At 58.9% G+C, this 23,846-nt stretch carries 21 protein-coding genes, 1 tRNA gene, 3 pseudogenes and 1 riboswitch; of the genes and pseudogenes, 5 read left to right on the top strand and 20 right to left on the bottom strand.

The annotated features are described in order from the left end of the window. Positions 1–8: 8 nt before the first annotated feature. The 5 genes from PY650_RS27340 to PY650_RS27320 all read right to left on the bottom strand — a co-directional run bounded on the left by PY650_RS27340 (position 9) and on the right by PY650_RS27320 (position 5,084). The gene (locus PY650_RS27340) at positions 9–968 is read right to left on the bottom strand and encodes an ABC transporter substrate-binding protein (protein ID WP_285882733.1); all 960 of its coding nucleotides are present in this window, start codon (positions 966–968) and stop codon (positions 9–11) included. Positions 969–982: 14 nt separating this feature from the next. Beyond that, positions 983–1,756, bottom strand: a complete 774-nt coding sequence (locus PY650_RS27335; protein ID WP_285882731.1) for an ABC transporter ATP-binding protein — start codon at positions 1,754–1,756, stop codon at positions 983–985. A 10-nt stretch (positions 1,757–1,766) separates the two neighbouring features. Next, positions 1,767–2,180, bottom strand: coding sequence for a DUF1636 domain-containing protein (locus tag PY650_RS27330; RefSeq protein ID WP_285882729.1), 414 nt, complete (start codon positions 2,178–2,180; stop codon positions 1,767–1,769). A 108-nt stretch (positions 2,181–2,288) separates the two neighbouring features. Beyond that, a riboswitch (cobalamin riboswitch) is annotated at positions 2,289–2,505 on the bottom strand. 191 nt (positions 2,506–2,696) lie between these two features. Then, positions 2,697–4,112, bottom strand: a complete 1,416-nt coding sequence (locus PY650_RS27325; RefSeq protein WP_285882728.1) for an FAD/NAD(P)-binding protein — start codon at positions 4,110–4,112, stop codon at positions 2,697–2,699. 372 nt (positions 4,113–4,484) lie between these two features. Next, positions 4,485–5,084, bottom strand: a complete 600-nt coding sequence (locus tag PY650_RS27320) for an RBBP9/YdeN family alpha/beta hydrolase (protein ID WP_285882727.1) — start codon at positions 5,082–5,084, stop codon at positions 4,485–4,487. 196 nt (positions 5,085–5,280) lie between these two features. Here PY650_RS27320 and PY650_RS27315 point away from each other — a divergent pair, with 196 nt between their 5' ends. Beyond that, positions 5,281–6,498, top strand: coding sequence for an SfnB family sulfur acquisition oxidoreductase (locus PY650_RS27315; protein WP_285882726.1), 1,218 nt, complete (start codon positions 5,281–5,283; stop codon positions 6,496–6,498). 58 nt (positions 6,499–6,556) lie between these two features. On the opposite strand, the gene PY650_RS27310 is transcribed toward PY650_RS27315, so the two are convergent. From PY650_RS27310 to PY650_RS27280, 7 genes and pseudogenes are all read right to left on the bottom strand, one after another. Next, complete coding sequence (locus tag PY650_RS27310) at positions 6,557–7,027, bottom strand: RrF2 family transcriptional regulator (RefSeq protein WP_285882725.1); 471 nt, start codon at positions 7,025–7,027, stop codon at positions 6,557–6,559. Between the two features lie 199 nt (positions 7,028–7,226). Next, the gene (locus PY650_RS27305; RefSeq protein ID WP_285882724.1) at positions 7,227–8,699 is read right to left on the bottom strand and encodes an FAD/NAD(P)-binding protein; all 1,473 of its coding nucleotides are present in this window, start codon (positions 8,697–8,699) and stop codon (positions 7,227–7,229) included. 707 nt (positions 8,700–9,406) lie between these two features. Then, positions 9,407–9,664: pseudogene (locus PY650_RS27300) on the bottom strand (helix-turn-helix domain-containing protein); the annotation flags it as partial. Beyond that, positions 9,604–9,933, bottom strand: a complete 330-nt coding sequence (gene tnpB, locus PY650_RS27295) for an IS66 family insertion sequence element accessory protein TnpB (RefSeq protein ID WP_285882723.1) — start codon at positions 9,931–9,933, stop codon at positions 9,604–9,606. The pseudogene PY650_RS27300 and the gene tnpB, both read right to left, overlap by 61 nt. Further along, entirely contained in the window at positions 9,917–10,354 is a 438-nt protein-coding gene (gene tnpA / locus PY650_RS27290) for an IS66-like element accessory protein TnpA (protein ID WP_285882722.1), read from the bottom strand. The genes tnpB and tnpA overlap by 17 nt, the downstream gene beginning before the upstream one ends. Positions 10,355–10,609: 255 nt before the next feature. After that, positions 10,610–12,556, bottom strand: coding sequence for a jacalin family lectin (locus PY650_RS27285; protein ID WP_285882721.1), 1,947 nt, complete (start codon positions 12,554–12,556; stop codon positions 10,610–10,612). Positions 12,557–12,932: 376 nt separating this feature from the next. After that, complete coding sequence (locus PY650_RS27280; protein ID WP_285882720.1) at positions 12,933–13,184, bottom strand: DUF982 domain-containing protein; 252 nt, start codon at positions 13,182–13,184, stop codon at positions 12,933–12,935. Between the two features lie 52 nt (positions 13,185–13,236). Here PY650_RS27280 and PY650_RS27275 point away from each other — a divergent pair. The 3 genes and pseudogenes from PY650_RS27275 to PY650_RS27265 form a co-directional block, all read left to right on the top strand. Beyond that, a pseudogene (locus PY650_RS27275) lies at positions 13,237–13,353 on the top strand (CopG family transcriptional regulator); the annotation flags it as partial. A 200-nt stretch (positions 13,354–13,553) separates the two neighbouring features. After that, a pseudogene (locus tag PY650_RS27270) lies at positions 13,554–13,764 on the top strand (hypothetical protein). Between the two features lie 78 nt (positions 13,765–13,842). Then, positions 13,843–14,037: a hypothetical protein gene (locus PY650_RS27265; protein WP_285882719.1), complete on the top strand. Its 195-nt coding sequence runs from the start codon at positions 13,843–13,845 to the stop codon at positions 14,035–14,037. 605 nt (positions 14,038–14,642) lie between these two features. Here PY650_RS27265 and PY650_RS27260 read toward each other — a convergent pair. The 8 genes from PY650_RS27260 to PY650_RS27225 form a co-directional block, all read right to left on the bottom strand. Further along, positions 14,643–14,718: transfer RNA gene (locus PY650_RS27260), tRNA-Lys, on the bottom strand. A gap of 124 nt (positions 14,719–14,842) precedes the next feature. Further along, positions 14,843–15,760 carry a PhzF family phenazine biosynthesis protein gene (locus PY650_RS27255; protein WP_285882752.1) on the bottom strand — a complete coding sequence of 306 codons (918 nt, stop codon included), beginning with the start codon at positions 15,758–15,760 and terminating at the stop codon, positions 14,843–14,845. Positions 15,761–15,842: 82 nt separating this feature from the next. Continuing rightward, positions 15,843–16,589 carry an NUDIX hydrolase gene (locus tag PY650_RS27250; RefSeq protein ID WP_285882718.1) on the bottom strand — a complete coding sequence of 249 codons (747 nt, stop codon included), beginning with the start codon at positions 16,587–16,589 and terminating at the stop codon, positions 15,843–15,845. Beyond that, a complete protein-coding gene (locus tag PY650_RS27245; protein WP_285882717.1) occupies positions 16,586–17,698 on the bottom strand; it encodes an endonuclease/exonuclease/phosphatase family protein in 1,113 nt (370 codons plus the stop codon). Before PY650_RS27245 ends, PY650_RS27250 begins: the two co-directional genes overlap by 4 nt. Positions 17,699–17,739: 41 nt before the next feature. Then, entirely contained in the window at positions 17,740–18,735 is a 996-nt protein-coding gene (locus PY650_RS27240; protein WP_285882716.1) for an isopenicillin N synthase family dioxygenase, read from the bottom strand. An 86-nt stretch (positions 18,736–18,821) separates the two neighbouring features. After that, the gene (locus tag PY650_RS27235; RefSeq protein WP_285882715.1) at positions 18,822–19,853 is read right to left on the bottom strand and encodes an ABC transporter ATP-binding protein; all 1,032 of its coding nucleotides are present in this window, start codon (positions 19,851–19,853) and stop codon (positions 18,822–18,824) included. Beyond that, positions 19,841–21,535, bottom strand: a complete 1,695-nt coding sequence (locus PY650_RS27230) for an ABC transporter permease (RefSeq protein ID WP_285882714.1) — start codon at positions 21,533–21,535, stop codon at positions 19,841–19,843. Before PY650_RS27230 ends, PY650_RS27235 begins: the two co-directional genes overlap by 13 nt. A 17-nt stretch (positions 21,536–21,552) precedes the next feature. Then, a complete protein-coding gene (locus PY650_RS27225; protein WP_285882713.1) occupies positions 21,553–22,533 on the bottom strand; it encodes an ABC transporter substrate-binding protein in 981 nt (326 codons plus the stop codon). Between the two features lie 174 nt (positions 22,534–22,707). Between PY650_RS27225 and PY650_RS27220 the strand changes: the two genes are divergently transcribed. Beyond that, positions 22,708–23,766 (top strand): aldo/keto reductase, encoded by a 1,059-nt coding sequence (locus PY650_RS27220; RefSeq protein ID WP_285882712.1) that lies wholly within the window; start codon positions 22,708–22,710, stop codon positions 23,764–23,766. Positions 23,767–23,846: the final 80 nt, after the last annotated feature.

Genomic DNA, 23,846 nt, shown 5'->3' with positions numbered 1-23,846 from the left:
ATCGTTCGTTACATCGCTTCCGGATGAAAAGCCTTCGCCAGCGTGGCGACGGCCTCGATGTTGCGCGGTCCTGGTGTGGCCTCGACATAGGGGAGCACGACGAAGCGGTCGTTCTTCACGGCGTCGATACTCTTGAAGGCCGGATTGCCCTTCAGAAATGCGATCTTCTGGGCGGCGATGACTTCCCCGTAGTCGACAATGACAATGACTTCCGGGTTCTTCTCGATGACCGGTTCCCAGGAGACCTCTGTCCAGCTCTTTTCGACATCGTCCATGATGTTTGTGCCGCCAGCCGCTTCGATCATTGCCGTCGGGATGCCATAGCGGCCTGAGGTAAAAGGTTTCTCCTCGCCGGAATCATAGACGAAGACGCGTGTCGGACGCTCGGCGTGGTTGATCTTCGACTGGATGTCGCCGAGCTGCTTGCGATAGCCGGCAACCAAGGCCTCGGCCCTATCCTCGACACGGAAAATCCTGCCGAGGTTCAGCAGGTCGGCGAACATATCGTCCATGGTCGGCTTGTTCTTCTGCATGACGAAGACGCAGGATTCGGTGAGCTCATAGACCTTGATCCCAAATGGCGCCAAAGTCTCCGGCGTCACTTCGCCGCCCACTTTCATACCGTAGTTCCAGCCGGCGAAATAAAAATCGGCATTGGCGCCGAGCAGCACCTCCTTGGTCGGATATTTCGGCGACAGTTCCGGCATTTCCTTGATACCGTTGCGCAGGGTCTCATCCAGCGTCTTCCAGCCGGAAACGCCGGTATATCCCACCATGCGGTCCTGCAGCTTCAGTGCCAGCATCATTTCGGTGAGGTTTACATCGTTGGAAACGGCGCGCTCCGGCGCCTTGTCGAAGGTGACGTCGCGATTGCAGCTACGCACGGTGACGGGTTCGGCCAAAGCAGCGACGGCAAAGAGCGTGCCGGTTAAAAAGGCGGTAGCGGGCAAGGACATGCGCAAAGACATGAAGGGCTCCAAAATTATCGAAGAGAAAAAGTAAAACGGTGGTCGCCGATTTCCTGGCGGCTGGCTTCGACGCGAAAAGCCGACGAGATGCGCTCGGGGGTTAAAATTTCGGTTGGCAGGCCATGACCGGTCAGACGTCCGGAAGCAAGCACCGCAACATGCGTCGCAAAATCGGCGGCGAGATTGATGTCGTGCAAGGTAGTAATGATCGTCCGGCCGAGGCCTTTCAACAACTCCAATATCTCCAGTTGATGGCGGATATCGAGGTGATTGGTGGGCTCGTCGAGGATGATCAGCTCTGGTTCCTGTGCCAGGGCGCGGGCGATCAATACCCGCTGTTTCTCGCCGCCCGAAAGTGACGAAAATTGCCGGAGCGCCAGATCCTTGAGCTCCAGGCGGGCAAGTGCTGCCGCAGTTGTCGCATGATCCTCTTCGCTCCAACGCGCCATCCCCTTGCGATGGGGAATGCGGCCCATCATCACCACGTCACGGACGCTGAAGGGGAAATCGCCCGGGCTCTCCTGCAGGACGACGGCGATACGTCGTGCCGCCTCGCGCGGGCCGATCGACCAGAGATCGATGCCGTCGAGACGCACCATTCCGCGTTGCGGCCGGACACCACGATAGAGGCATCGCAGCACGGTCGATTTGCCCGCCCCATTCGGGCCGATAATCGCCAGCCGATCACCAGCTTTGACGGATAGGCTGATGTCTTCGACGATCGGCTTGCCCCTATGCGGCCCCCAGGTGACGCCGTCAGCTTCCAGTCGCACGCATTTTTCCAGCATGATCCGCGCCCTATTGCAAAAGTGTTGCTTGGCGTTCGGCCGAAACGATGGCGGCCGGAATGCGCGCCAAAGTCTTGCCGCCAAGCGCTCTTGGACGTTCGCCTTCGCGCGTCATGCCATCGGGACGATCACGATAAAGCTCGGCGAAGGAGACGAGCGCGCCGATATCGGCCTTTCCGCCGATGTCGCCGAAGAGGTAGGTCGCCTTCGCCGTTGCCTGGAAGGCGACCGTGCAGGGTCGATCACAGCCGGCCATGCAAACGCTGCCTTGCAAGCTGAAGTCGTCTGAAAGTGCCGCGCCCGCCTTTGCGATGGCGGCCTGTAGATGCTTCAGCAGATCGAGACCGGGACGGCATGGCGCGCCGGTGTGGCGGCAATCCGTGCACACGGTGATCCGATGCGTCTGGTCGTTTGTGTTGTCCATGAAATGCCTCCCCGAGATCTCGCCGGAGGCAAAGTCAATATAGGGCCTGCGGACGCAAATGCGCCCTTGCCCAACCACTGAATTTCCATCGGAACACCCCGTCCGTTGCGGTTGACGTTATCGATGGCAGGTCTCCTGGCTCGCGGGTCACAACCCGTTCGCACCTTCCCGGCATGACGCCAGTGGCATATCGCGAACGCGCTCTCCGCTTACAGTTGCGGGGGCAGCCACGGTTTTGGCCCCTGATGGGTAATCCGCACCGTGTTCCCTTTTCAGCCGCCCACCGGATGATTCCGGCGGCAGCACCATCGGCATCGTTCATCTCACAGAAAATCGAAACGGGCAATGCCGGTGTCATCAATGTCTGCACTTGTCCCCTAGTCCCAACTTGCAACAACCAATGCAAGATCGTTATGTTATTACATTACATATTTCAACCCAAAAATTCGGAATTTACCGCGGACAGCAAGCTGCGTTTACGAGAGCCAAGGTGAATGTCGAGCGCGACACCTCCTGTCAGACCGCTTTGCACTCTGGATAAAACCGCGTCGCTACACCTTCGGCGGCAGCATAGGCCTGCGTGACGATCTCCGGTACGAGATCGATATCCGGCAAGCTTCCGAGTCCGAGTGGGCCGATGGCAAAAAGCCCTTCGGTCGTGCGGCCATCGACGGAAAGCGCGCCCGTTGCTTCGACAGCCAGGCCGAGGCCGAGTTCGTCCGGTGTGGCGAGGCCTGCGCTGATCAGGCTCCGCATCAATGGCGTGTCGAGATCAGGCTCCTGGCAGCGACAGTCGATCACTTCATCGGCATAGATCTGCTCCGCGCCCTGCTGACCGGCCGGCTTCAGTGCAAGTCCGGTCGGAGTCCGCCGCAGGAACTGTCCGCGACGCAGCAGCGTATTGCCTTCCGCCAGCTCCTGTTTCAGGCGGACATGGAGCGCTTCCGGCAGGCGATTGCGGTGGCTGTCGTAAAGCGCACGCAGATGGCGGTTGAATTGCTGCTTTTGTCCCGCCGGCAGCGAGCGCCAGAGCGAGCGCGCATGTTTACGCAGGCCGTTCATGACGGACTGCCAGCTTTGCCCACTCGCCTCGGCACTCTCGCAAGCTCGCCGGATAAAGCGCACGATCTCGCTGAGACGACCAGGCATTGCCTCTGCCGGAAAGACCGGATCGGCATTGCTGCGGGTATGGCTTTGCGGCAGAAAGCCGTTTTTTGAGACGATGGTGATCTGCCCGCCATAACCATTGTCGCGCATCTGCAGCAGCCGGTCGACGACGCGCAGACCGCTGCCGAGCAATACCTTATGCGGACGCGACACCAGGCGGCGGGCGCGGACAGCCGAAGGCGTCGCCACGGATTCACCACTTTGTGGCTCGCGATCGGACATGCCGTAACCGGTCGCCAGGATCACCGTATCGAACAGCAGATTGGAAGCGCCGGCGCTTTCCACCAGAAAGCGGTCGCCGTGGCTGCGGCGAAGGCCGACAACCGTTTCGGCGCTGACTTGCACGGCAATGTCGCGCCGTAAGGACAATGCCTCGGAAAAGCGCTGATAGACATAATCGCTGAAAATGCTCTTCGGCACGAAAATCTGCAGGAAACCTGGAATTGCCGCCGGCACCGCGCTGCGGAACGTTGCATTGCTGCAGAGCCAATCATTGAAATCGTCAGGATCGCCAGCTGAAACCGAGAGATCGCGTACACGGCTGTTCAGGATTTCGCTGCTGCGGCCGGAAGCCAAGGCCTGACCACCGCTGACACTAGAATTGGGATCGAAAAGCTGCAGATGAAACGGTGTCCGCACCGTCTTCATCAAGGCGATCGCCATCATCATGCCCGAAAAGCCGCGGCCGATGACGGCGATGCGCGGCATCGCATAGGCCTGTGCCGAGGCACTTGCCTTGCCCGAAAATAGTCCCTGAACCGTCATATCAACTCCTGAGGCAAGAGGTGGTCGATCATGCATTTCTAGATACTTTTGCTTGTGAACCGCACGTGTCGCGGCCATCAAACCCTGGCCGCCAAAGCGCCGCCCGTCCGTAAACGCACACGGGCCGCCCTGGTTCTTGAACCCGGAGCATCGTTTCGGTTTCGGTATTCCACCTGAAAGCCGGATGCTCCGGGCGGGTTCCGCCTCAAGCGAGAAACCCAGTTCCCTTCGACAACTTATCGCCTTGGGCCAAATGAGGCCTGCAAGATCCAATTGCTGCTATTGTCTACTTATTTAGTCGTATATGAAAGCGCGAAAATGCGCCGGTAGCAAGCGCTTTCTTGCGACCGGTGTTTTGATGGCAGTTGATGCTTAAGACAACGCCGCGCACGAGATGTTCTGCAATTGCGGTCTCACCGGCCCGGCTTGCTGATTTTCGACCCTCTTGGCGAAGGCCGAAAACAATTGGTAGCCCTGCTCCCATCGGCCAAAACCACTGGCGATATTGATGTGGCCGGCAAGGCCGAGATCATGAAATTCGCCGCCCCATCGTGCCGCATGCTGGCGAAGTTCTGTGAAATCCATATAGGGATCGTCGCGGCTGCCGACGACAAGGCTCGGAAATGGCAGGGTTCTTGTGGGCATAGCGCCGAAATCGATGGCGCCGGGATGCAATCTCTCCGTTCCAACGAGATCGCAGGGCGCGACGAGAAAGGCGCCCTTCACATGCCGCGCGGCAGGACGATTGGCGAGATTGGCTGCAAGGAGGCACCCAAGACTATGAGCAACAAGCCAGGCCTCTCCCGCCCGTTCCAACTCGATTTCCAGCGTTGTCAGCCAATTCTTGAGGACCGGTCGCGACCAGGAAGCCTGACGGACGATCGTCGCCAAGGCGGTCTCGCGCGCCCAATGACGCTGCCAATGACCCTCAGCGGAGCCATTCAAACCGGGAAGGATCAGTGTCGCGACCATGGCGCTCTCCTGGATGGCAAGCGATGGCTGCAGCGAGCCGCACGCTTACAATTTTTCCATTCAACGCCTATTATGGCCGGGACCGAAATCGGGATAAGCAAAGAAAATCTAATGTATAGTACATCTATAGAATTTACGAGCTTATCGGTTTCATACAGCTAAGTCACTGATATGCCGTCCGCTGATGGAGTGATGGATGGGAACGGTTTCGCAGTTGCACGAGCGCACTAGGCCGCTCGCACATCGCATTCAAAGCGACGAGGAAGCGCTGGAGATCGCGCGATCGCTGGCCGCCAGTTTTGCCCAGCAGGCAAGCGATCGCGATATAAACCGCGTGCTGCCCTACGAGGAGCTGGAGGCCCTGTCGCAATCCGGATTGCTTGGCATCACCGCTCCAGCCGAATATGACGGCCTCGACATCTCCAATTCCGTTCTCGCCGAAATTGTCGCAATCCTCGCCGAAGCGGACCCTTCGATCGCCCAGATTCCGCAGAACCATTTCTACATACTCGAAGCATTGCGCATCAATGGCAGCGAAGAGCAGAAGAATTTCTTCTTCACCAGGGCACTAGCCGGCGACCGTTTCGGCAATGCGTTCTCCGAGGTTGGCACGAAAACCGCCGGTCAATACAATACCCGCTTGACGCCGGACGGACTTGGCCATCGCATCAATGGCCGCAAATTCTATTCAACCGGCGTGCTTTTCGCCGACTGGATCGCCATTTTTGCGCTCAACGCTTGGGACGAGCTCACAATGTCTCTGGTCCCACGCGACGCAGAAGGCATCCAGGTCATCGATGACTGGGACGGTTTCGGTCAGCGCACATCTGGCAGCGGCACGACCATCCTGCACAATGTCTACGTCAACGCCGACGCTGTTGTCTCGCATCACAAGGGCTTCGAGCGGGCGACAACCATCGGCTCGGTCGGTCAAATCATCCATGCCGCCATTGATCTCGGCATTGCTCGAGCTGCCTTCGCGCAGACCGTGGAATTTGTGAAGACCAGTGCCCGCCCCTGGATGGACAGCGGCGTCGAGCACGCGGCAGATGATCCTCTGACCATCGCTAGGATCGGCCAGATCGCCGTTCGCATCGAGGCCGCCGCCGCGATGCTCGAACGCGCCGGCAAAAAGATCGATATCGCCCAGGTCAATCCGACGGAAGATCACGTGATCGAAGCCACGATTGCCGTGGCGGCCTTAAAGACATTGACGACGGAAATAGCCATCGAAGCCGCAAACACGCTGTTCGAGCTCGCCGGCACCTCTTCCACGCGCATCGGCCTCAATCTCGACCGACACTGGCGCAACGCCCGCACCCATACGCTTCACGACCCGCTACGCTGGAAATATCATATCGTCGGCAACTATTATCTCAACGGCGTGGCGCCGCCGAAGAACTGGACGCTCTAAAAATGCAAACCGCCGGCTCGAGACCGGCGGTAACGTCCAGAACGTTCAAAAAGACAGCTCAGCCGATATTCGAAGCGCGAACATCTTCCTGTTCTTCGATCTCCAATCCCGGTCCGCCTCCGGCGACGAACTGTTCCAACGTCATATTGTCGAGGATGGCCGCGATCGCGTCGCGGACTTCCGTCATGGAGCGGCGCACATGACAGTGCTCCGGATCGGCGCAATCGTCGCAGGCTTCATAGGCCGTGCGGCTGGCGCAGCGGATCGGCGCAAGCGGACCATCGAGCGTGCGGATGACATGGCCGATTCGGATGTCGGAGGCAGGACGCGACAGTGAATAACCGCCGCCCGGTCCCTTCTTCGAGCGCAGAACGCCGGCATTGCGCAGTTCCAAGAGGATGGTGTCGAGGAATTTCTTAGGGATATTGTTGCGGGACGCAATGTCGTTGATGAACGCAGTCTGGCCCGGCCCGAGGCGTGCCAAATCCACCAGCGCTTTCAACCCGTATTTTCCTTTTTTCGTGAGCATCGCTGTCCGCTTTACTGCAAGGTCTGTTGTTGGGAGGCCGGCATGATTTGGTCAAGCTACGACCGGCCGGTCCTGTTCGGCACGGACCACGGAAGTAACGCCGTCGCCCCGTATGAACAAGACAATAACTCACAAATTGTATAGTTTATATGAGTAAATTTAGGCAATTGTACCGCCCAAGCAACGATTTTGCAGTTTTCTATGGCTTTGCGCCCATATCGCTGTCGAGTTTCGGCCTTTCGTGTTTGCGCCTGGCGTGGTCGGTTAAAGCAGATGCCACCTGCTCGGCGACGAAGACCGCATGCTCGACGACCTCGGGCAGGCCCATAAGTTCGCCGAACGTGCCACGCGCCAAGGGCCCGGAAATGAACAATGATGGCGCCACCTTACCGTCGGCTCCAAGTGCCATTGACGCCGTGTTGCAGGCAAGGCCGAGTCCGGTGGCATCGATGGCAAGATAGCCGGCATCTGCAAGGGCCCCGATCCAGCTTTGCGAGTTCAAGATACCGCGGTGACCCGGCCCGGTCGTGACCACTACCGCATCGAATTTACGATCGAGGCTCTTGCCCGAACGGCTGAGGTGAAGGGTGCAGCCGATCATCCCGTCCTTGACCTCTACCGAGGCGACAGAGGCCGCGAGCACCTCCAGCCGGCCGGCGCTGATCGCCTCCTCACTGATCGCTTCCACCTGCGGCGCAACGCGGAAACGGTGTACATCCCAGAAGGGCCGCAAATGCCGCACGACACGCCGGCGCTCGTCGACCGGCATTGCCCGCCATAAATCCCCTCCCTGCATGCGTACCTGATCGATGACCGCATGCCAGGTCCACCCCTCGCCTTCCGCTTCGCGAATGGCGCAACGCACGCGACGCAGAAGGTCGAGCGCTCTCCGTGACGGGTGACTGACGAAATCGCCGAACAATTCCTGCTTCAGCCGCGCATGCCCACGCGAGCGCAGACCGTGTCGGGAAATGGCGGTGATCGGTCCCTTGTGACCGCGCAGAGCGAGGGAGGCGATGACGTCGGCAGAGGTCAGGCCATTTCCGACCACAAGCACATTGTCGTCGGCGCGGATGGCATCGAGCGCATCTGGCCGCGTTGGGTCCGCGACAAATCGCGGATGGCCCGCAAGTGCATTTTGAAGCGGTTGCGGCGGCTGGGGCGATGGATGGCTTGTGGCAATGACGAGGATGTCCGCCTCAAGGCGCCGCCCCGCCTCGCCCGCAATGACCCAGCGCCCATCCAGACGCCGGACATCTTCAACTCTCTCGGCAATGTGGGTGACGGCGCCGCTATCGACGAAGGGCTGCACCATGGTGTTGATATAGTCACCAAAAACCGCGCGCCGCGGAAACAGGCCGCCATTTTCCGCGACGGCCGTCTGATCACCCGCCAACACATCGTCTTCCTGTAGCCAGCGCTGGAAATGTTCGACATCGTCCGGCAGCAGGCTCATCTTCGCAGCCGGCACGTTGATGCGGTGCGCTGGATCCTGGGTATCGTAGGCAAGCCCTTTTCCGAGGCTTGCGCGCGGCTCGAAAATGAAGAGCTGACCGGGCTGCAGCGACTGATATTGCAGAAGGTGAAAGGCAACCGCTGTTCCCGAGACGCCGCCGCCAATGATTGCGATGATTGGCCGATCACGCGATTGATCTTGAGAATAAGTGGTCATCGCCAATTCCTTCCAGATCGATCGATTACGCTGTGGCTCCCAGCCGTCGTTCGTGCCTGCCCTAACGGCACAGCAATATACTCTATAAATTTTATTGACAATAGAAAGCGCTTCACAGCGAGCGGTTCCCGAAAAACAGGCGGCCGCAATTCAAGCCGACATCGCCTTTGCAAACAAAGACTTGTTTGTGCCCCGCACAACGGTGCTATTGCACCGCAGGATGTAAAAATCTTGGCATGCACCAAACAAAAGCACATACTGAAAATTGTTCTGGTTCATGTTCTCTGGGAGGAGAAACAACATGGAACTACTGCATCTGCTAACTCCCTTCGACTACACGCTGATCCTGGTTCTCGCAGCCATATTCGTCTTCAGCGTCATGGAAGGCGGCGGGCATAAAAGGCATTAGATAAGCGCCGACTTACTCGGCGCAATGCATCTGAAATGCAACGATGATGAGTTGAAAGTCGTGTGCGATTCATCGCCACTCCTGCCATTTTTTCCCAGCAAATTTTAACGCCCCTGCCCGCGTCTTGCACCACCTCAAAAGGATGTTTCACTACGGATCGCGCGAAATTCTGCGCCGCGGTGCGAACCTCTATTTTCGTGGGCAACAGACGGCCCCATTTTATTGCAGCCACATTTGACACGGGAAAGTGTGGGCCGCGCTGATGAAGAAAAAGCCCGGAACGGGTCCGCGCTCCTGATTAGGCAGCTTTAGGAACAAGATGATAAGGTTGTATGAGGCAATCAGCCGGGATATCCCATTCCTTATGCAGTTTGTGGATCATTTCGATTGTGAGAGCACGCTTCTTGTTCAGTACCTCGGATGCTCGTGAACGCGATCCGAAAAGCTCGGCGAGATCCTTTTGCGTGCGGCCCGACATTTCCATATGAGCCTTGATCAGTTCAATGGGTTCCGGCGCTTCAATGGCATAGTGCTTGTCCTCGTAAGCCTCGATGAGGCATCAAGCGCCACCACAGCCTCTTGTCGCCGAGGCCAGCGGAACTTGTCTTCGGTCAGCGCTTTCAAAATTAGCACAAAGCCTGATCGATCAAAAAAAAGCAATTTCATCCGGGTTCTGCGACGATTGCAGAAGGCAAACACCGCCCGCTCGAACGGGTTGAGGCCCATCGACTGCTCGACCAAAATCGCCAGGCTGTTGATCCCGGCCCTAAAGTCGATCGGTTCCCGGTGAAGATAGACGCGCAGATCATCAGCCAGCCGGAACATCGCAACGCCCCAACGCTTCGATCATTGCCGACAGAACCTGCGCATCCGCATCTTCAAGCTCAAGCCGCACGCCGTTCGGTAGCGATGCCTTCAAGCGCATTCGTGGCGATGTCGGAGCCGACGGGGCCGGCGGTCGTCCAGTCGGCGATGCCGCAACCACCGGAACGAAGGCCAGAGGCGCGCTGTTCGCCATACCCGACAACTTTCTCTCCGCCGACCGCTCCCGGCGAAGCTTGACCCAGTTGCGCAGCTGATTGGCATTGATCCCATATGCGAGCGCCAGGCCTGCAATCGATATCCCCGGCTCAAGGGCCGCATCGATCAAACGCTCCTTTTCGACAGGATCAAACCGCCGCTTTCCGTTGCGAAGAACCTTCGTCACCCGAAGCGACCCCGATGAGCCCACGCCAGTCAATGTCATTATGTCCACAGTCTCCGTTGTGGACACAGAATCAATCAAGGCGCTCCCAATGAACAGGTGCAGGGATTTGCGCGCTTACTCTCGATCGCCAGCGAACTCAGCAAGACCCGCAACGACATGATCCGCATGGGACGAAAGCCATTCGAAAATGATCGGAGCCAACTTTGCTATGAGCGATGACGATGGACCCACGACGACTGGACTGCCGCGTAAGCCATAGTCATCATAGTTGCCTGATGGCCCAAAAGCAGAACATCAGGTCTTATCGGTGCCTGCGCCTGTCCAATTTGCAGGTTGGAAGGTCACGGAGACCGGGGTTAGCGTTTTGAGGCAGTGATCGCTACCGCTGGCGTTGAACGTGACCGCAAAGCCGACGAAAGCCAATCCGGGCGTGGGTGGCCATGGATTCTGTGGAGCGGCCTTGTGGGGTGTGCGCGGCCAAGTGGCTATCAACCCCTTGTTCGTCGTGACGGTAAGCTGGTTGATTAGAGCGCCGGCAGTGACGGAGACCGTTGCCACCCGTTCACCCTCCTCGGGTTGAAGCGGCCAGGATTTCGCGGATCCGCCTTCCTGCCGTCCGAGCAGAATCGGGTCGGAGAGATTGGTGTACTTCATCTGCACATAGTTGACCTCGGCGCCGCCGTCGATTGTCAGGGCCTCAAGAACATTGCCGCCCAAGATGATGGACGAATCCACATAGGTGGCGGCATCGCCGGGTCCGCTTGAGCCTCCCCACAGCGGCGGGGTCTGGGGGCTCATGAAATAATTGAGCATCGGCACACCGTAGCTGAGGGAGCCAGGCGGGATGGCACCCGGGTTGCTCGGCGGATCAAGAGGATTCAGGGTCAGTTCCTGGATCTGATTGACAAGTTCTTGCCAGTCCGTGGACATCGCCTGAGCCCATGTGCCAATCGTGCTAATTGTCCCGATTTTCGTGTCGCCAGCATATCCGTATGCGTCATAGATCGCGACAACTGCATTGACCTGATCGATGCGCGCCTGGAGCTTGTCAGCCCATGGCGCGAGTTGTGCGTACGTTATGCGATTGGCCGGAAGCTCGGTCTCTTTGATGAGGGGCAGAAATCCGTTGATGTTCTCGTAGGGGAGGCCGCCATAGGCGATGATCCAACCGGAATTTTGCGCGGTGGTCCGCGTTACCATAGTAGCAATCTGGCCCACATCTAAAAGGTTGCTTGCGTCGAGGCCGGACGAGGAGATGTCAAGGCCGAATGATTGCCCAACGAACAGGCTGCGCGTGCTGATCTGCTCGAGCTTGCTCTGCTGGGCTGTTGTGAAGCCGGCCGACGCGCTACCGTCCTCCTCGATGATCTTGCCGCTGATCTGCGCCTTGACCGCCTCCTGTTCATCGAGGCTCATCGAATAGAAGACGTAGCACGCGACATATTCCGAGGCGCTAGTGATGGAGTTGACCCAGCTATCTCCATTGCTGGTCACAAAGCTTAGCAGCTCGCCCTTCGTCGTTGGCATACTCACGGACGGAAGGAGATTGACCTGCGATGTCACGGACAAGCTCGCAGTCTCTTTGCGATAGATCGCGATGACGACGCTGAACTGGGTAATGTGCAGGCTGTTGAGGAACGATGCCTTGGCGTCGGCGGAGTCGACGAGGAATTCATTGACCGAGGCCGTGGCCGACACTTCGAAGAAGGTCGCGAGGGAGGTAAAATCCGTCAGCACTGTGCATCTGTCGATCGAGTCCGTGAAGGTCGGACTTGGCTCGTCGCCGCCGACCGCGGTCTGCAGGCCTGCTCCGGAGAACGAGCTGTAGCCTTGGAACAAGACCGTTGGTGGGGCAGGAAGCGAAGGTTGGACAGGAGGCGGCGGCGCCAACGCGACGGCGCTGCGGCGGATCATGTAAGCTTGGTTCGGGCTCGCGAGCAGAATCTTTTGCTTCTCAATCAGCCCCACCTGGCCCACAATATAGCTGTTGCCGTCTGCAGAAACCGCGCCGTTCACAACCATGTATGCACCGAACGTTCCGCGCTCTGTGTACGGGACAATCAAATAGAAATTGGTCGGCAAAGGTGGGCTCGTGCCGGCTTGCCAAGTCTGGAGTTGCAGCGCATTGCAGATCGCGACACCCAGGTTGTACGCAAGTTTAGAGCGCTTGACGGGCAACTGTGGCGCAATCACCGCGATATTAGCTTCTGCGGCAGGGGAGTATATTAAATTTAAAGGCATTGGCGTCCCTCAAGTTATGAATAACCGCGCTCAGTGTATCTGAGGCGGCGTGTTCCGATTGATTATTTCTTGAGATGCTAATGTAATAGCGATAGACCAGACCTATAAAGCAGACAAGGGGCTGCTCGGGTAAATTGTACAATTTCTGCCCGGCTGCGGCTTAAAGTGCCCGAAATAGGTAGAGTGAATGTGACGAGTCTATGACAAGGAGACCATGTAATGCGCGCCTAGGTGGTGTGATTTATGATCTGTTCCGCTCAGTTGCGCAGCTCCCCAGTCACTAACGTCGGGAATGATGTCAGCGGTCCACATGGCGCAGACGCCAACCACGTTCATGGCGGCGATGTCGCGCGCCGGCCGTCGCGCCACCGTGACATCACTGCCTGAAGAAAATACCCGCCTCTTCCGCCGCAGCCAGGAACGCCGTTCGCGCCGCGTCGATTGAAACTTTTCCATCGCGAGCATTGATTAGCGATTGCTTGGCGGCCTTAAATGCTTTCCCTCCTCGCTTCCCCGACCATTCGAAAAGCATAAATTCTGCTGCCCGTTCCGTGCTGGTGATCGTGACCAATCGAGGAGGCTTGGCGCCTTCTATCGTCACAGAATGATCCCACCGTTGCTGTCCCATGTTCGTTTCCTCCCATGGCGATAACTGAAATGTTGAGGACTCGTTCCGATGGTTCGGGATGAAGCGAAACGACATGATCCGGTACATCATCAAAGACTGGCTGGAGACAAACGCCTATCTGCCGGTGCGGGAGCTGGACGAGGATGGCGAGGTGGATGGTACGGCCTAGCAGGGATGGTTTGGTGCCAGATGAGCCTGCCACCACTTGTCGTGCGGCTTCACGGTGGCTTGGCGAGCCGCACGCGCTTTTAAACCGAGCCGGCGTCCGAACCGTATGTCCTGGTTATCGGGATCTGCCGGATTTGCATGTTCACTTGACTTCGCGCCGGCCTCTGGCACCGTGGGGTGTCTTTAAGAATTGGCGGATCTATGACCCCCGAATGCTTTTCCGAATGTCTTCTTCGCAGACTGACGGACGCCGATCAATCTGGCCAGCGCCCTGCGACTTGTCATGGGTAGAAGCGCTGGAGGCCGTGAATGCCGAAATACCGGCTGGATTGGCGGCGTGGCCGGAAACACTCGCGCTGTGCCACGAGGCCGCTGTGTCCCGACTACATATCGTTGTCGTGGGCACGACTGATTTCGACGGAGACGAGCCTGGAAAACGAACGTGGTTTCGTAAACGGCAGGTCGCAAACCTCAAACGGAGGGATTTGAGATGAATGATGATTTTCGCGTAAGGCTTATCAAAATCAGGGACGAAAAGATCGCCCATCGCGATGAACTATTGGAAATGAAGATCCGAGCCGCGAGCGAAAAAAGGGGCAACAGTGATATCGACATTGACGGTATGATCGCCCACGAACAGCTTGCAATCGATAACCTCGACGATGCGATCGCCCGCCTCAACTGAAAGTAATCATCCGCTGCCATTCGGCGAAATCCAGCCATCGACATTCGCGCGAGCTCTGGCATACTGATTTATTCTTTTGCGACCTTGCCGGCACTCTGCGCGGTCAACGATTTTTGCCGGAAGCTTCAAACGCCCTGGCCACTCTCAACCTACTATCCCAATTCGCCAGGAACTCGCCGGCGTTCTCTGGTGGTGCCTGAGTATTTCAGTATTTCCGCTCATTGGTCTTATCGCGAAGGACTTCCACACCCCTGCCCGCGGCCCGCTGCAGCGCATGAATGATCGTGCCCTCGCAGTTGAAACCCACGAAAACTGGATGGAGGCCAATCGATACATCAACATGGACGATCTACGAGAGCACAAGAAGCTCGCTATGCGCCAAGCCGCATGACCGCCCAATTTGCTGAACTTGACGCACATAACCATCGCTGTGTCAGTCAGCATTTATCATACCCCCACTGCCGCACCACCTACCCCCACCGTCACCCCCAAACTCGTGGGATTGGGTGAACGAAGATGGCAACGCATGAAAACAAAGGAAGGCAAGAAGCCCTGAGTTTCAAGGGGCTTTCCGGCAATTCATGAACTAACATGGGAAAGATAAATGGTGGGTGATGTAGGGCTCGAACCTACGACCCGCTGATTAAGAGTCAGCTGCTCTACCAACTGAGCTAATCACCCGTAACCGCTCGCTGGCGGTGTGACCGGGCATATAAATAGGATCGGTTTGATTGTCTAGCGGCCAAATGAATTTTCTTTGGCTATTCATCAAAAAAATTTTGAAGAGCGACAAAAACCCACAAAATCAAAGCTCAAGAATTCCTTTCGCAACGCACACAGCCTGGCCGCCAATGCGGGCGTTGGCGATATCGCCGCCATCGATGTCGATATGGAGATGGATAAAGGACGGGCGCCCCATCTCCACTCCCTGCTCGACGATGACCGGATGATGGCCATCCGGCAGCCGGTCGAAGTGGTTGATGGCGCCGGAAAGTGCGGCCACGGCCGAGCCGGTTGCCGGGTCCTCAACAATGCCCATCCCCACCGGGAACATCCGGGCGTGGAACTTGGCTGTATGGTTGACCGCACCGCGGCAATAAATAAATGCGGAGGCAAGCGCGCCGTCGACGAAAGGCACGGTCTTTTCCCAGAGCTGCGGATCGAACTCCATTCGTTCGGCCGCCCCGACATCATGAACCGGCACCAGCAGGAACGGGACGCCGGCGCTCCAGATCGACGGTATGTGATTCTCGAAGCCGATGTCGGTGATCTTCAAACTGAGCGCGTTGGCGATATCGCCACGGTCGAGCGGCAGCATGATTTGCTGCGATTTCCGCGGCAGGTCGAACTCGGCAAAGCTCGCCTTTTCCTGGCGGAGCCGGACAGCACAACGCACCGGTCCTACGCGCTCGTCCAGCACCGAAACCAGGTCGACATCGCCGCCATGGGTGGCATGCGCCCGTTCCGCCAGCGCGATCGCCGTGCCGACGGTCGGGTGGCCGGCGAAGGGCAACTCGCGACCGGGCGTGAAGATGCGCAGGCTCGCCGTATAGGTCGGATTCTGCGGCGGCAGCACGAACACCGTTTCGGGGAGGTTCATCTCCTTGGCGATGTCTTGCATCGCCTGGTCGCTCAGGCCTTCTGCGTCGAAAATAACGGCCAGCGGATTGCCCGCGAGCTTTCTGTCGGTGAATACATCATAGACACTGAAGCTGCGGGCCACCCCTGCCTCCATCACATCACTCTGGACCGTACAACCAGGCTCAATCATACATAACGGCAACACATTTGAGCGCAAGCTAAAGCTATTCGTGGCGATCGAAGAACCATGCAAGAATGGGCGGCATGGCCGAACTATAGTGATGCGCAGCAGGATCGGCCGAGCGGATGGCAACCGCGCCGTCGATCTCCTTCTCCTCGTCCACCAGCATATGGGCCTTGATCCGCTCGAGCATTTCGTCGGCTGTCCAGGGAAAGCGGAAGACACGAAACAAGGTGAGGGAGAGGTTTGCATGCGTGGCATGATAGCCCGGCTCCGCGGCCGCGTCGTGAAGGTCGAGCCCGGTTTCCTCCATGACTTCGCGCCGCATGTTGCCCTCGATATCGCAGCGTCCGTCAACGATGTCGTTTTCATCCATCGACCCCGCGGCGCAATAGACCTGGCCGGGATTGGCCGTGTGCTGAGCCATGCGGATGGCGATGACCGCGCCGTCGGAGGAAACGGCAACCGGGAAGGCGAAGACATGGAAACCGCCTTGTCTCTGCCTTTGTTTGCGCCACCAGAGGAATGTCGAGAACGGCGTAATATAGGCCTCGCCTTCCACGGCCTGCTCGCTCACCGAAAGACGATGCTGAAAGATCATCCGGCCATCGTAAAGTGCGGGATTGGCGGCGATCTCCTTCTTCCAATTCTCCTGCGCCGCCTTGGCCTCGCTGAGATGAAAGGGATGATCGCCGGCAATCACCGTGAGATCGATTCGGGCGACCGGAAATACGGTATTTTCCGGCGGCCAATCGGCCTTGTCGTTTTGCAGTTTGAAAGCGGGGGTCATAATAGATCCAATGTCATGACGACGGGGCAATGATCGGAAGCCTTCGGCCTGTCCCAACCGGTGCGCGGATAACGTTCTACCTCTTGGCCGGGCGGAAATATGGTGCGAAAGGGCTGGCCGGCGCGAACGATGTCAGGCGTGCGCGTCGCATTGGCCTGCGCCAGGGCCGGAGACAGCCAGATATAGTCGAGCTGGCAGAGCCACTGCTCCTGCGGCCCGCGGGCGTGATAAAGCGTCCAGCGGTCCAACACATCGCGCCGGCGCATGATGTTTTCGACGAAGCCGTCTTCACTAAAAACGTCGAGAGCACTGGTCTCTTCATCCTGATGTTTGAAGCGATAGCCCGTGCGGCGCGTGCCGATGACGTCGACGCGCTCCTGATAATCGTTCATATCGCCGCAAATGGCGAAATTCTTCCTCGCGGTCTGACCGGCGCCAAAACGGTTCTCGATGATGCGGCGTACAGCAAGGGTCTCGGCGCGGCGAACGGGCATGGTCGATTGGCGCCCATCTAGGCCCTCTCGCATCGGCCCCATCGACTTCAGATGCAAGACATACAAGGAAAACGGCACGCCGCCGATGGCCAAATCAAGCTCGAGGCAATCGCGCTTGAAGATCTTGTCGTCCTGGTGCAACCCAAGCGCGCCGAGCTCATCGTTGAAAAGATCGAAATCGCGATATGTCACCATGGCGTGACTTCTGATGTCCTTCAAGACGATCGGCTGACCGTCGCGTGTCTCCTCGCGCATCATCACCGCGACATCGATACCCCTGGCGTCATTGCCTTCGATCAGGAATTTCTGCCGGTAACCATTGCCGACCATGCGGTAGAGATAGCCGTATTCGAAGGCCTGCAGCGCCGCCATGTTATCGACTTCCTGCAGGCAAATGATGTCGGCATCCGCATCGGCGATCGCAAGCGCCGTCATCTGCCTCGTGTCGTCGGTTGCGGCGACCACACGCGCCGCTTCGAGCTGCTGGTAGATGGCTTCGTTTTGAACATCGAACAGTTTCAGCACGCGGTCCTGGCGCAACTGATTGCGAAAACCGGTGTAGTCAAAACGCGTCAACAAGTTTTCGACATTGAAGGTAGCAAGGCGCAGCGACATCTAGCGTTCCGGTTTATTGAGATATGAGCCGGCTGTCCGAATCAATTGGTCTTGGCGGTGACGGTCGATTTGAACTTGCCCATGAGATAGGGGCCGGAAAGAACGGGGCCGTATTTCGGTTCCTCCCCCGGCAAAAGGCACGACGGCAGGCAGGCGATCTCGGCCAGCCAGTTCGGCTGATGGAAAAACGCCAGCGACTGTCGTCGTTGCATGCCGCCCTCTTCCGGTGGCGGATTGACGACACGATGCACGGTGGAGACCCAACGATCATTGGTCCAAAGCGCCATCAAATCACCGATATTGATGACAAAAGCACCCGGTACCGGCGGCACCGGCGTCCATTGGCCGTCCGGCGCCATGATCTCCAGCCCCTTGGACCCGGGTTGCGGCAAAAGGATCGTCAGGCTGCCATAATCGGTATGAGCGCCGGCGCGTAATTGGCCTGGCTGTGGCGCAACACGCTGCTCCGGATAGTTCAGCGCCCGCAGCGCACTGATCGGTGCATCGACATAACTGTCGAAGAAATGCTCATCGAGCCCAAGGGCTGTGGCAAAGACGCGCATGATCCGCGCCGCCAGATCCTCCATTGAACGGTAATAAGCCTTCCAAGCGTCGGCAAAGCCTTCCGGACCATCCGGCCAGATCGTGGCGGCATAGCAGAAGCCGAGCGCTTCCGGATCGGTCATCCCGGCCGGTACAGCAAGCGGCCCGCCGTTGAAACTCTCCTTGAGGTCTGGCGGCGTGTCGACGTTGCGCGATTTCGCCAGCGCCTCGGTACCCGGGCCGAGGTAGCCGTAGGGATAGCCGGGATAAGGCGCTTTTGCCCGTTGCTTGACATCGGCGGGTCGATCAAAAAAAGCGTGCGTCTTGGCCCACACGGCTGCAATCACAGCCTCGTCGACACCATGATTGGCAATCGCCAGAAAGCCGGTCGAACGGCAGATTTCATCGACTTCAGCACCAAGCCGCCTCTTTCCCTCATCGTCGGCTGCCTCGAAAGCGGCGAGATCGAAAATCGGGAAGTTTTGATCGGACATGGCGCGACTCCCATTCGTGATATGGGGCAAATCAAGCACAGGTGGGGGCTGCGAACAACCGTATTGTCTTGTCCCAACCGCGCCGATCACAGCCGCCATGCCGTCCGAACGGCGACCGGATAGACATCGCCCGGTTTCACCGTCTCGCGGCTATATGCCCTCAATATCTGACCGTCCGGCAGCGACAGCTTAAGCGCGTAGCGTTCGCCTTCATAGAGGACCGAGTCCACCCTGCAGGAAATGCCATCGGCATCGGCAACAACGTCCTCTGGCCGCACGAGGATGTCCGCATACGCGGTCTTGCTCCCCTGCTCTCTCCAAATCGTCTTCAGCGCAGACCAATCGATAAGCCGCGGCTTACCGTCCGGTATGGCAAGCGACAGGATCGCGCCCTGCCCCACCAATCCGCCGACCAGCCGGCCCTCCGGCCGCGCATAGATGTCCGCCGGCGCCGCGACCTGCAGCAACCGTCCCTCGGACATCACGGCGACGTCGCTCGCCAGAGCCATCGCCTCGCTCTGATCATGGGTGACATAGACCATGGTGGCGCCAGAGCGCTGGTGGAATTCGCGAAAGGTCTCCTCCATCTCCTTCTTCAGGTGGCGGTCGAGATTGGCGAGAGGCTCGTCCAGCAGGACGACATCGGGCGATGTCACCAGGCAGCGCGCCAGTGCCACACGCTGACGCTGCCCACCGGAAAGATCGGCGGGCCGCCGTTCGGCGTAGTCTTCCAGCCGTACGGTCGACAGCGCCTCGTGCACCTTCTGGCGATAGCGCTCGCCGGAGATGCCGCGCACCTTGAGGGGATAACCCACATTGTCGGCAACGTTCATATGCGGCCAGAGCGCGTAGGACTGGAATACCATCGCCATGTTGCGCCGCTCCGGCGGCAACATATTCGCGGCATCGGCAAGCAAGCGTTCGCCAAGATGGATCGAGCCATCCGTCGGCTGCTCGAATCCGGCGATCATTCTAAGTACGGTCGTCTTGCCGCAACCGGATGGTCCGAGCAACGCCAGGAACCCGCCTTCGCGGACTTCCAGCGACAGCGCCTTGACAGCCAGCCGGCCGCCCGTGCCGAAATCCTTGCTGACGTGATTGAGAATCAGCTTCGCCACGGCACCACTCCTTTCGGCAGACGCTTGGCCAGGATTTCCAAAAGCAGCATCATGGTGACGACCATCGCGATGACGATGACCGACATCGCAGAGGCAAGATCGGCGCTGCCGCCATCATCGAGGTTATAGATGACGACGCCGAGCGTCTGCGTGCCCGCCGACCACAACAAAGCGGAAACGGTCAGCTCATTGCAGGCGATGAGGAAGACCAGGATGACCGAGGCCCCCGCCGCCGGCGCGATCAGCGGCACGATGATATCGGCAAGGCGACGGAAGAAACCGGCGCCCGACAGACGCGCGGCCTCCTCCAGCGCCGGATCGAGCTGCAGGAAGGCGCTCATCACCGGCTTGAGGCTGACGGCAAAATAGGCCGAGAAATAGGCGAGCAGAATGATCCAGATCGTACCGTAGAGCGTGATGTTGAGGACGGGCAATGGTGCGGCGAAAACCAGGATGAAACAGACGGCAACGATGATCCCCGGCAGCGAATAGGGTATCTCGATCAATCCGCCGACGATCCGGCTCAGCATGTCCTTGCGCCGCGTCAGCGCGTAAGCGGAAAGGACGGTCAGCGCGAGCAGACCAAGTGCCGTCATCCCGGCAAGGAACAAGGAATTGGAAAAAGCGACGCGCGTCACTGCCTGCCGAAACAGGATTTCGGTGAAGGCATGCATCGATGCCGTCTTGAAGGTCAGCGGCACACCATAGGCAGGCACCAGCGCGCCGGCGACCAGCGCGAAAAAGGGCGCGACCAGCATGAGGAACAGGATCGCCCAAAGCAGTGGCATGGCGGCAAGACGCCAGCGGCCGAGCGCGAATGCGGCAGAGGCGCCGGAAAGGCCGATGACGCGATAATCCCGCCCCTTCAGCGCCTTGCCCTGCACCGCGAGGCCTGCGACCGAAATCACTGCGATCATCGCCGACAGCACGGCGATATCCCCGAAGGTACGTGGGCCAAAACTGGAGAATTTAGTGAAGATCAGGGTCGACAGCGTGAAGATCGAGGCAGGAATGCCGAGGATAGCCGGTATGCCGAAATTGCCGATCGAAGAGACGAAGGCAATGGCCGCGCCGGCAATGACACCAGGCAGTGACAGCGGCAGGGTAATGTCTCGAAACACACGAAATCCCGAGGCGCCCGAAAGCCTGGCCGCTTCGACACCATCGCGCGGCAAGGCCATCAGGCCGGCTCGTAGCGCCAGATAGACCAGCGGCGCGTGCTGCACGCCATAGAGAAGCGCAATGCCGAAAATGGAATAAAGCGGCTGTGGCGAGCCGAGCGGCGGGGCAATGTGCAGCGCCTTCAACAGGGGGCTGGACGGACCGGACATCTGCACCCAGGCGAGCGCGGTCACCTGCGGCGGGATCATCATCGGCAGGACGAAGAGAAAGCCAAGCGGTCCCCGGCCCGGAATGTCGGTCAAAGTCAGCAGGAAGGCGAAGAGGCAGCCGAGCAGCACGGAAATGACCGTACCGAGTAGGGCCGTCTCGATCGTATACCAGGCCGCGCGCCAGAGGGCAGGATCGGTAATCAGTTCCCAGGCACCGCCCCGCAGCAGTGCCTCGATGCCAGCCATTGCCAATCGCGCCAGTGGCAGCACGCTGAGCAGCATCACGACAATTACGACAAAAGGAAACAGCCAGGCTGGCTGGCTGTTTGCCTTACGCACATATCCGTACATCGACCGTCCAGATTGGATCACTTCGATCCGTAATAGGAAGAGAAGGTCTTCAGATCCTGGTCGGTATTCTTCAGAGCTTCGGCCGCATTCAACGGCAAAACCTTGATGCTGTCACGCGCCGGGAAACCGGCGGGCAACTGCATGCCGTTGCGGGCCGGGATATAGCCGAGCTTCAGGAAGCCCTGCTGGCCTTTTTCGGACAGAGCGTAGTCGACGAACTTCTTGGCGGCGTCGACATGCTTGGCGCTGACGAGTATGCCAACGGGCTCGGTCACGGCCGAAACACCTTCGGTCGGGAAAACGAATTCCAGCGGCGCGCCCTTGGCCTTTTCGCGGATCGGCATGTAGTCGACGATCATGCCGTAGGCCTTTTCACCAGAGGCGACGGCCTTCAGCACTGCGCCATTGCCGCCGGAGGCAGTTGCGCCGTTGGCGGCGAGGTTCTTGTAGAAGTCCCAGCCGAGGCTGCCAGCGCCTGCAAGCGTCTGCGCGTGAATGAGAGCCGCACCCGAAGCGAGCGGGCTCGGCATGGCAACGAGACCCTTGGCTTCCGGCTTGGTAAGATCCTTCCAGCTCGTCGGCTTCATCGAGGCGGCCGTGTTGTAGACGATGCCGGTGGTGATCAGCTTGGTGGAATAGTAATAGCCGTCGGCGTCATAGAGAGCCGGATCGTAGTTCACAGCTTCCGGCGATTTGTAGGCCATCAGTTTGCCGGCTTCCTTGAGGCGCTCCAGCGTCACGGTGTCGGCGATCAGGAGGACGTCGGCCACCGGAGCGCCGGCCTGGATTTCAGCCTGCAGCTTGGCAATGATCTGCGGGGTGCCGTCGCGAACCCAATCGACTTTGATGCCGGGATTGGCGGCCATGAAACCATCGACGGTCGCCTGTGCATCCTCGTTCGGCTGGCTGGTGTAGAGGACGAGATCGGCGGCAAGGGCGGAGCCGGAGAAAAGGACGACGGCCAGCAGGCCGGCGAGAGCGGAAACAAACGTCTTCATAAAGCGTCCTCGGCTGGGTGAATAGAAGGGTTCCTTAGCCGTGGCGGTTAACATGATTGTGACAATCCGCAATCATGGACCGAACCGTTCATACTATCATTCGACCTTGACGGCCGACGCCCCGCTCTATCTCTTAGCGGACGAATTTCAGACCTGATTTTGGAGGGTAAATCTATGGAATATCGTCTGCTTGGCCGCTCCGGCCTCAAGGTTTCAACCATCACCATGGGCACGATGACTTTCGGCGGCGTCGGCTGGGCGAAGACCGTCGGCGATCTCGGCGTCAGCGAGGCGAAACGGTTCGTCGACATCTGCCTCGATGCCGGCGTCAACCTGATCGACACCGCGGATGTCTACTCGCAAGGCGCTTCCGAAGAAATCCTCGGCGAGATCATCGGCGGCCCGCGCAAGAATGGCGTGCTAATCGCCACCAAGGCCCGCTTCCCGATGGGCCAGGGCGTCAATGATGCCGGCTCATCTCGCCAGCATCTGATCCAGGCTTGCGAAGCCAGCCTGAAGCGCATGAAGACCGATGTCATCGATCTCTATCAGCTGCATGAATGGGACGGCCAGACACCGCTCGAAGAAACGATGGAGGCGCTCGACACGCTCATCCGTCAGGGCAAGGTGCGTTATATCGGCTGCTCGAATTTTTCCGGCTGGCACATCATGAAGGCGCTCGGCGTCAGCGAGCGCGAGAAGCGCGAACGCTTCGTCAGCCAGCAGATCCACTATACGCTGGAAGCGCGTGACGCCGAATACGAACTGCTGCCGATCAGCCTCGACCAGGGCCTCGGCGTCCTCGTCTGGAGCCCGATCGCCGGCGGCCTCCTCTCCGGCAAGCATCGCCGCAATCAGGCGACGCCTGAAGGCACCCGCCAGTTCGCGGGCTGGACGGAACCGCCGATCCGTGACGAAAACCGCCTATGGAACATCGTCGATACGCTGGTGGAAATCGCAGATGGCCGTGGCGTTTCGGCCGCGCAAGTGGCGCTCGCCTGGCTTATCGGCCGCAGGGGCGTAACCTCCGTCATCATCGGCGGCCGCACGGAGGCGCAATTCAGGGATAATCTCTCCAGCGCCGAACTGAAGCTGACGGAAGCAGAGCGCAAGCGCCTCGACGACGTCAGCCTGCAGCCTTTACTGTACCCCTACTGGCACCAGCGCAATACCGCGAGCGACCGGCTCAGCGATGCCGACCTCTCGCTGATTGCGCCGCATTTGGCGAAGTAAGAAACTGCTTCTCAGCCTTGAGCGGCAAGCGAAAGACATCGCTTACGGTGCAACGCCCCTCAACCGAGCTTCGCTCTCGA

It is taken from the genome of Martinezella calliandrae (genome assembly GCF_030272695.1).
Lineage (GTDB): Bacteria > Pseudomonadota > Alphaproteobacteria > Rhizobiales > Rhizobiaceae > Rhizobium > Rhizobium calliandrae.
The sequence above is the reverse complement of the archived record's forward strand: the minus strand, read 5'-3'. Positions and strand labels throughout refer to the sequence as shown.

Excerpts from the sequence above, each read along its gene's own strand:
- PY650_RS27340 (WP_285882733.1), bottom strand. The coding sequence starts at position 968 with ATGTCTTTGCGCATGTCCTTGCCCGCTACCGCCTTTTTAACCGGCACG.
- PY650_RS27305 (WP_285882724.1), bottom strand. The coding sequence starts at position 8,699 with ATGACCACTTATTCTCAAGATCAATCGCGTGATCGGCCAATCATCGCA.
- PY650_RS27315 (WP_285882726.1), top strand. The coding sequence starts at position 5,281 with ATGGGAACGGTTTCGCAGTTGCACGAGCGCACTAGGCCGCTCGCACAT.
- tnpA (WP_285882722.1), bottom strand. The coding sequence starts at position 10,354 with ATGACATTGACTGGCGTGGGCTCATCGGGGTCGCTTCGGGTGACGAAG.
- PY650_RS27220 (WP_285882712.1), top strand. The coding sequence starts at position 22,708 with ATGGAATATCGTCTGCTTGGCCGCTCCGGCCTCAAGGTTTCAACCATC.
- PY650_RS27335 (WP_285882731.1), bottom strand. The coding sequence starts at position 1,756 with ATGCTGGAAAAATGCGTGCGACTGGAAGCTGACGGCGTCACCTGGGGG.
- PY650_RS27225 (WP_285882713.1), bottom strand. The coding sequence starts at position 22,533 with ATGAAGACGTTTGTTTCCGCTCTCGCCGGCCTGCTGGCCGTCGTCCTT.
- PY650_RS27230 (WP_285882714.1), bottom strand. The coding sequence starts at position 21,535 with ATGTACGGATATGTGCGTAAGGCAAACAGCCAGCCAGCCTGGCTGTTT.
- PY650_RS27265 (WP_285882719.1), top strand. The coding sequence starts at position 13,843 with ATGAATGATGATTTTCGCGTAAGGCTTATCAAAATCAGGGACGAAAAG.
- PY650_RS27240 (WP_285882716.1), bottom strand. The coding sequence starts at position 18,735 with ATGTCCGATCAAAACTTCCCGATTTTCGATCTCGCCGCTTTCGAGGCA.
- PY650_RS27245 (WP_285882717.1), bottom strand. The coding sequence starts at position 17,698 with ATGTCGCTGCGCCTTGCTACCTTCAATGTCGAAAACTTGTTGACGCGT.
- PY650_RS27250 (WP_285882718.1), bottom strand. The coding sequence starts at position 16,589 with ATGACCCCCGCTTTCAAACTGCAAAACGACAAGGCCGATTGGCCGCCG.
- PY650_RS27285 (WP_285882721.1), bottom strand. The coding sequence starts at position 12,556 with ATGCCTTTAAATTTAATATACTCCCCTGCCGCAGAAGCTAATATCGCG.
- PY650_RS27325 (WP_285882728.1), bottom strand. The coding sequence starts at position 4,112 with ATGACGGTTCAGGGACTATTTTCGGGCAAGGCAAGTGCCTCGGCACAG.
- PY650_RS27320 (WP_285882727.1), bottom strand. The coding sequence starts at position 5,084 with ATGGTCGCGACACTGATCCTTCCCGGTTTGAATGGCTCCGCTGAGGGT.
- tnpB (WP_285882723.1), bottom strand. The coding sequence starts at position 9,933 with ATGTTCCGGCTGGCTGATGATCTGCGCGTCTATCTTCACCGGGAACCG.
- PY650_RS27310 (WP_285882725.1), bottom strand. The coding sequence starts at position 7,027 with ATGCTCACGAAAAAAGGAAAATACGGGTTGAAAGCGCTGGTGGATTTG.
- PY650_RS27280 (WP_285882720.1), bottom strand. The coding sequence starts at position 13,184 with ATGGGACAGCAACGGTGGGATCATTCTGTGACGATAGAAGGCGCCAAG.
- PY650_RS27330 (WP_285882729.1), bottom strand. The coding sequence starts at position 2,180 with ATGGACAACACAAACGACCAGACGCATCGGATCACCGTGTGCACGGAT.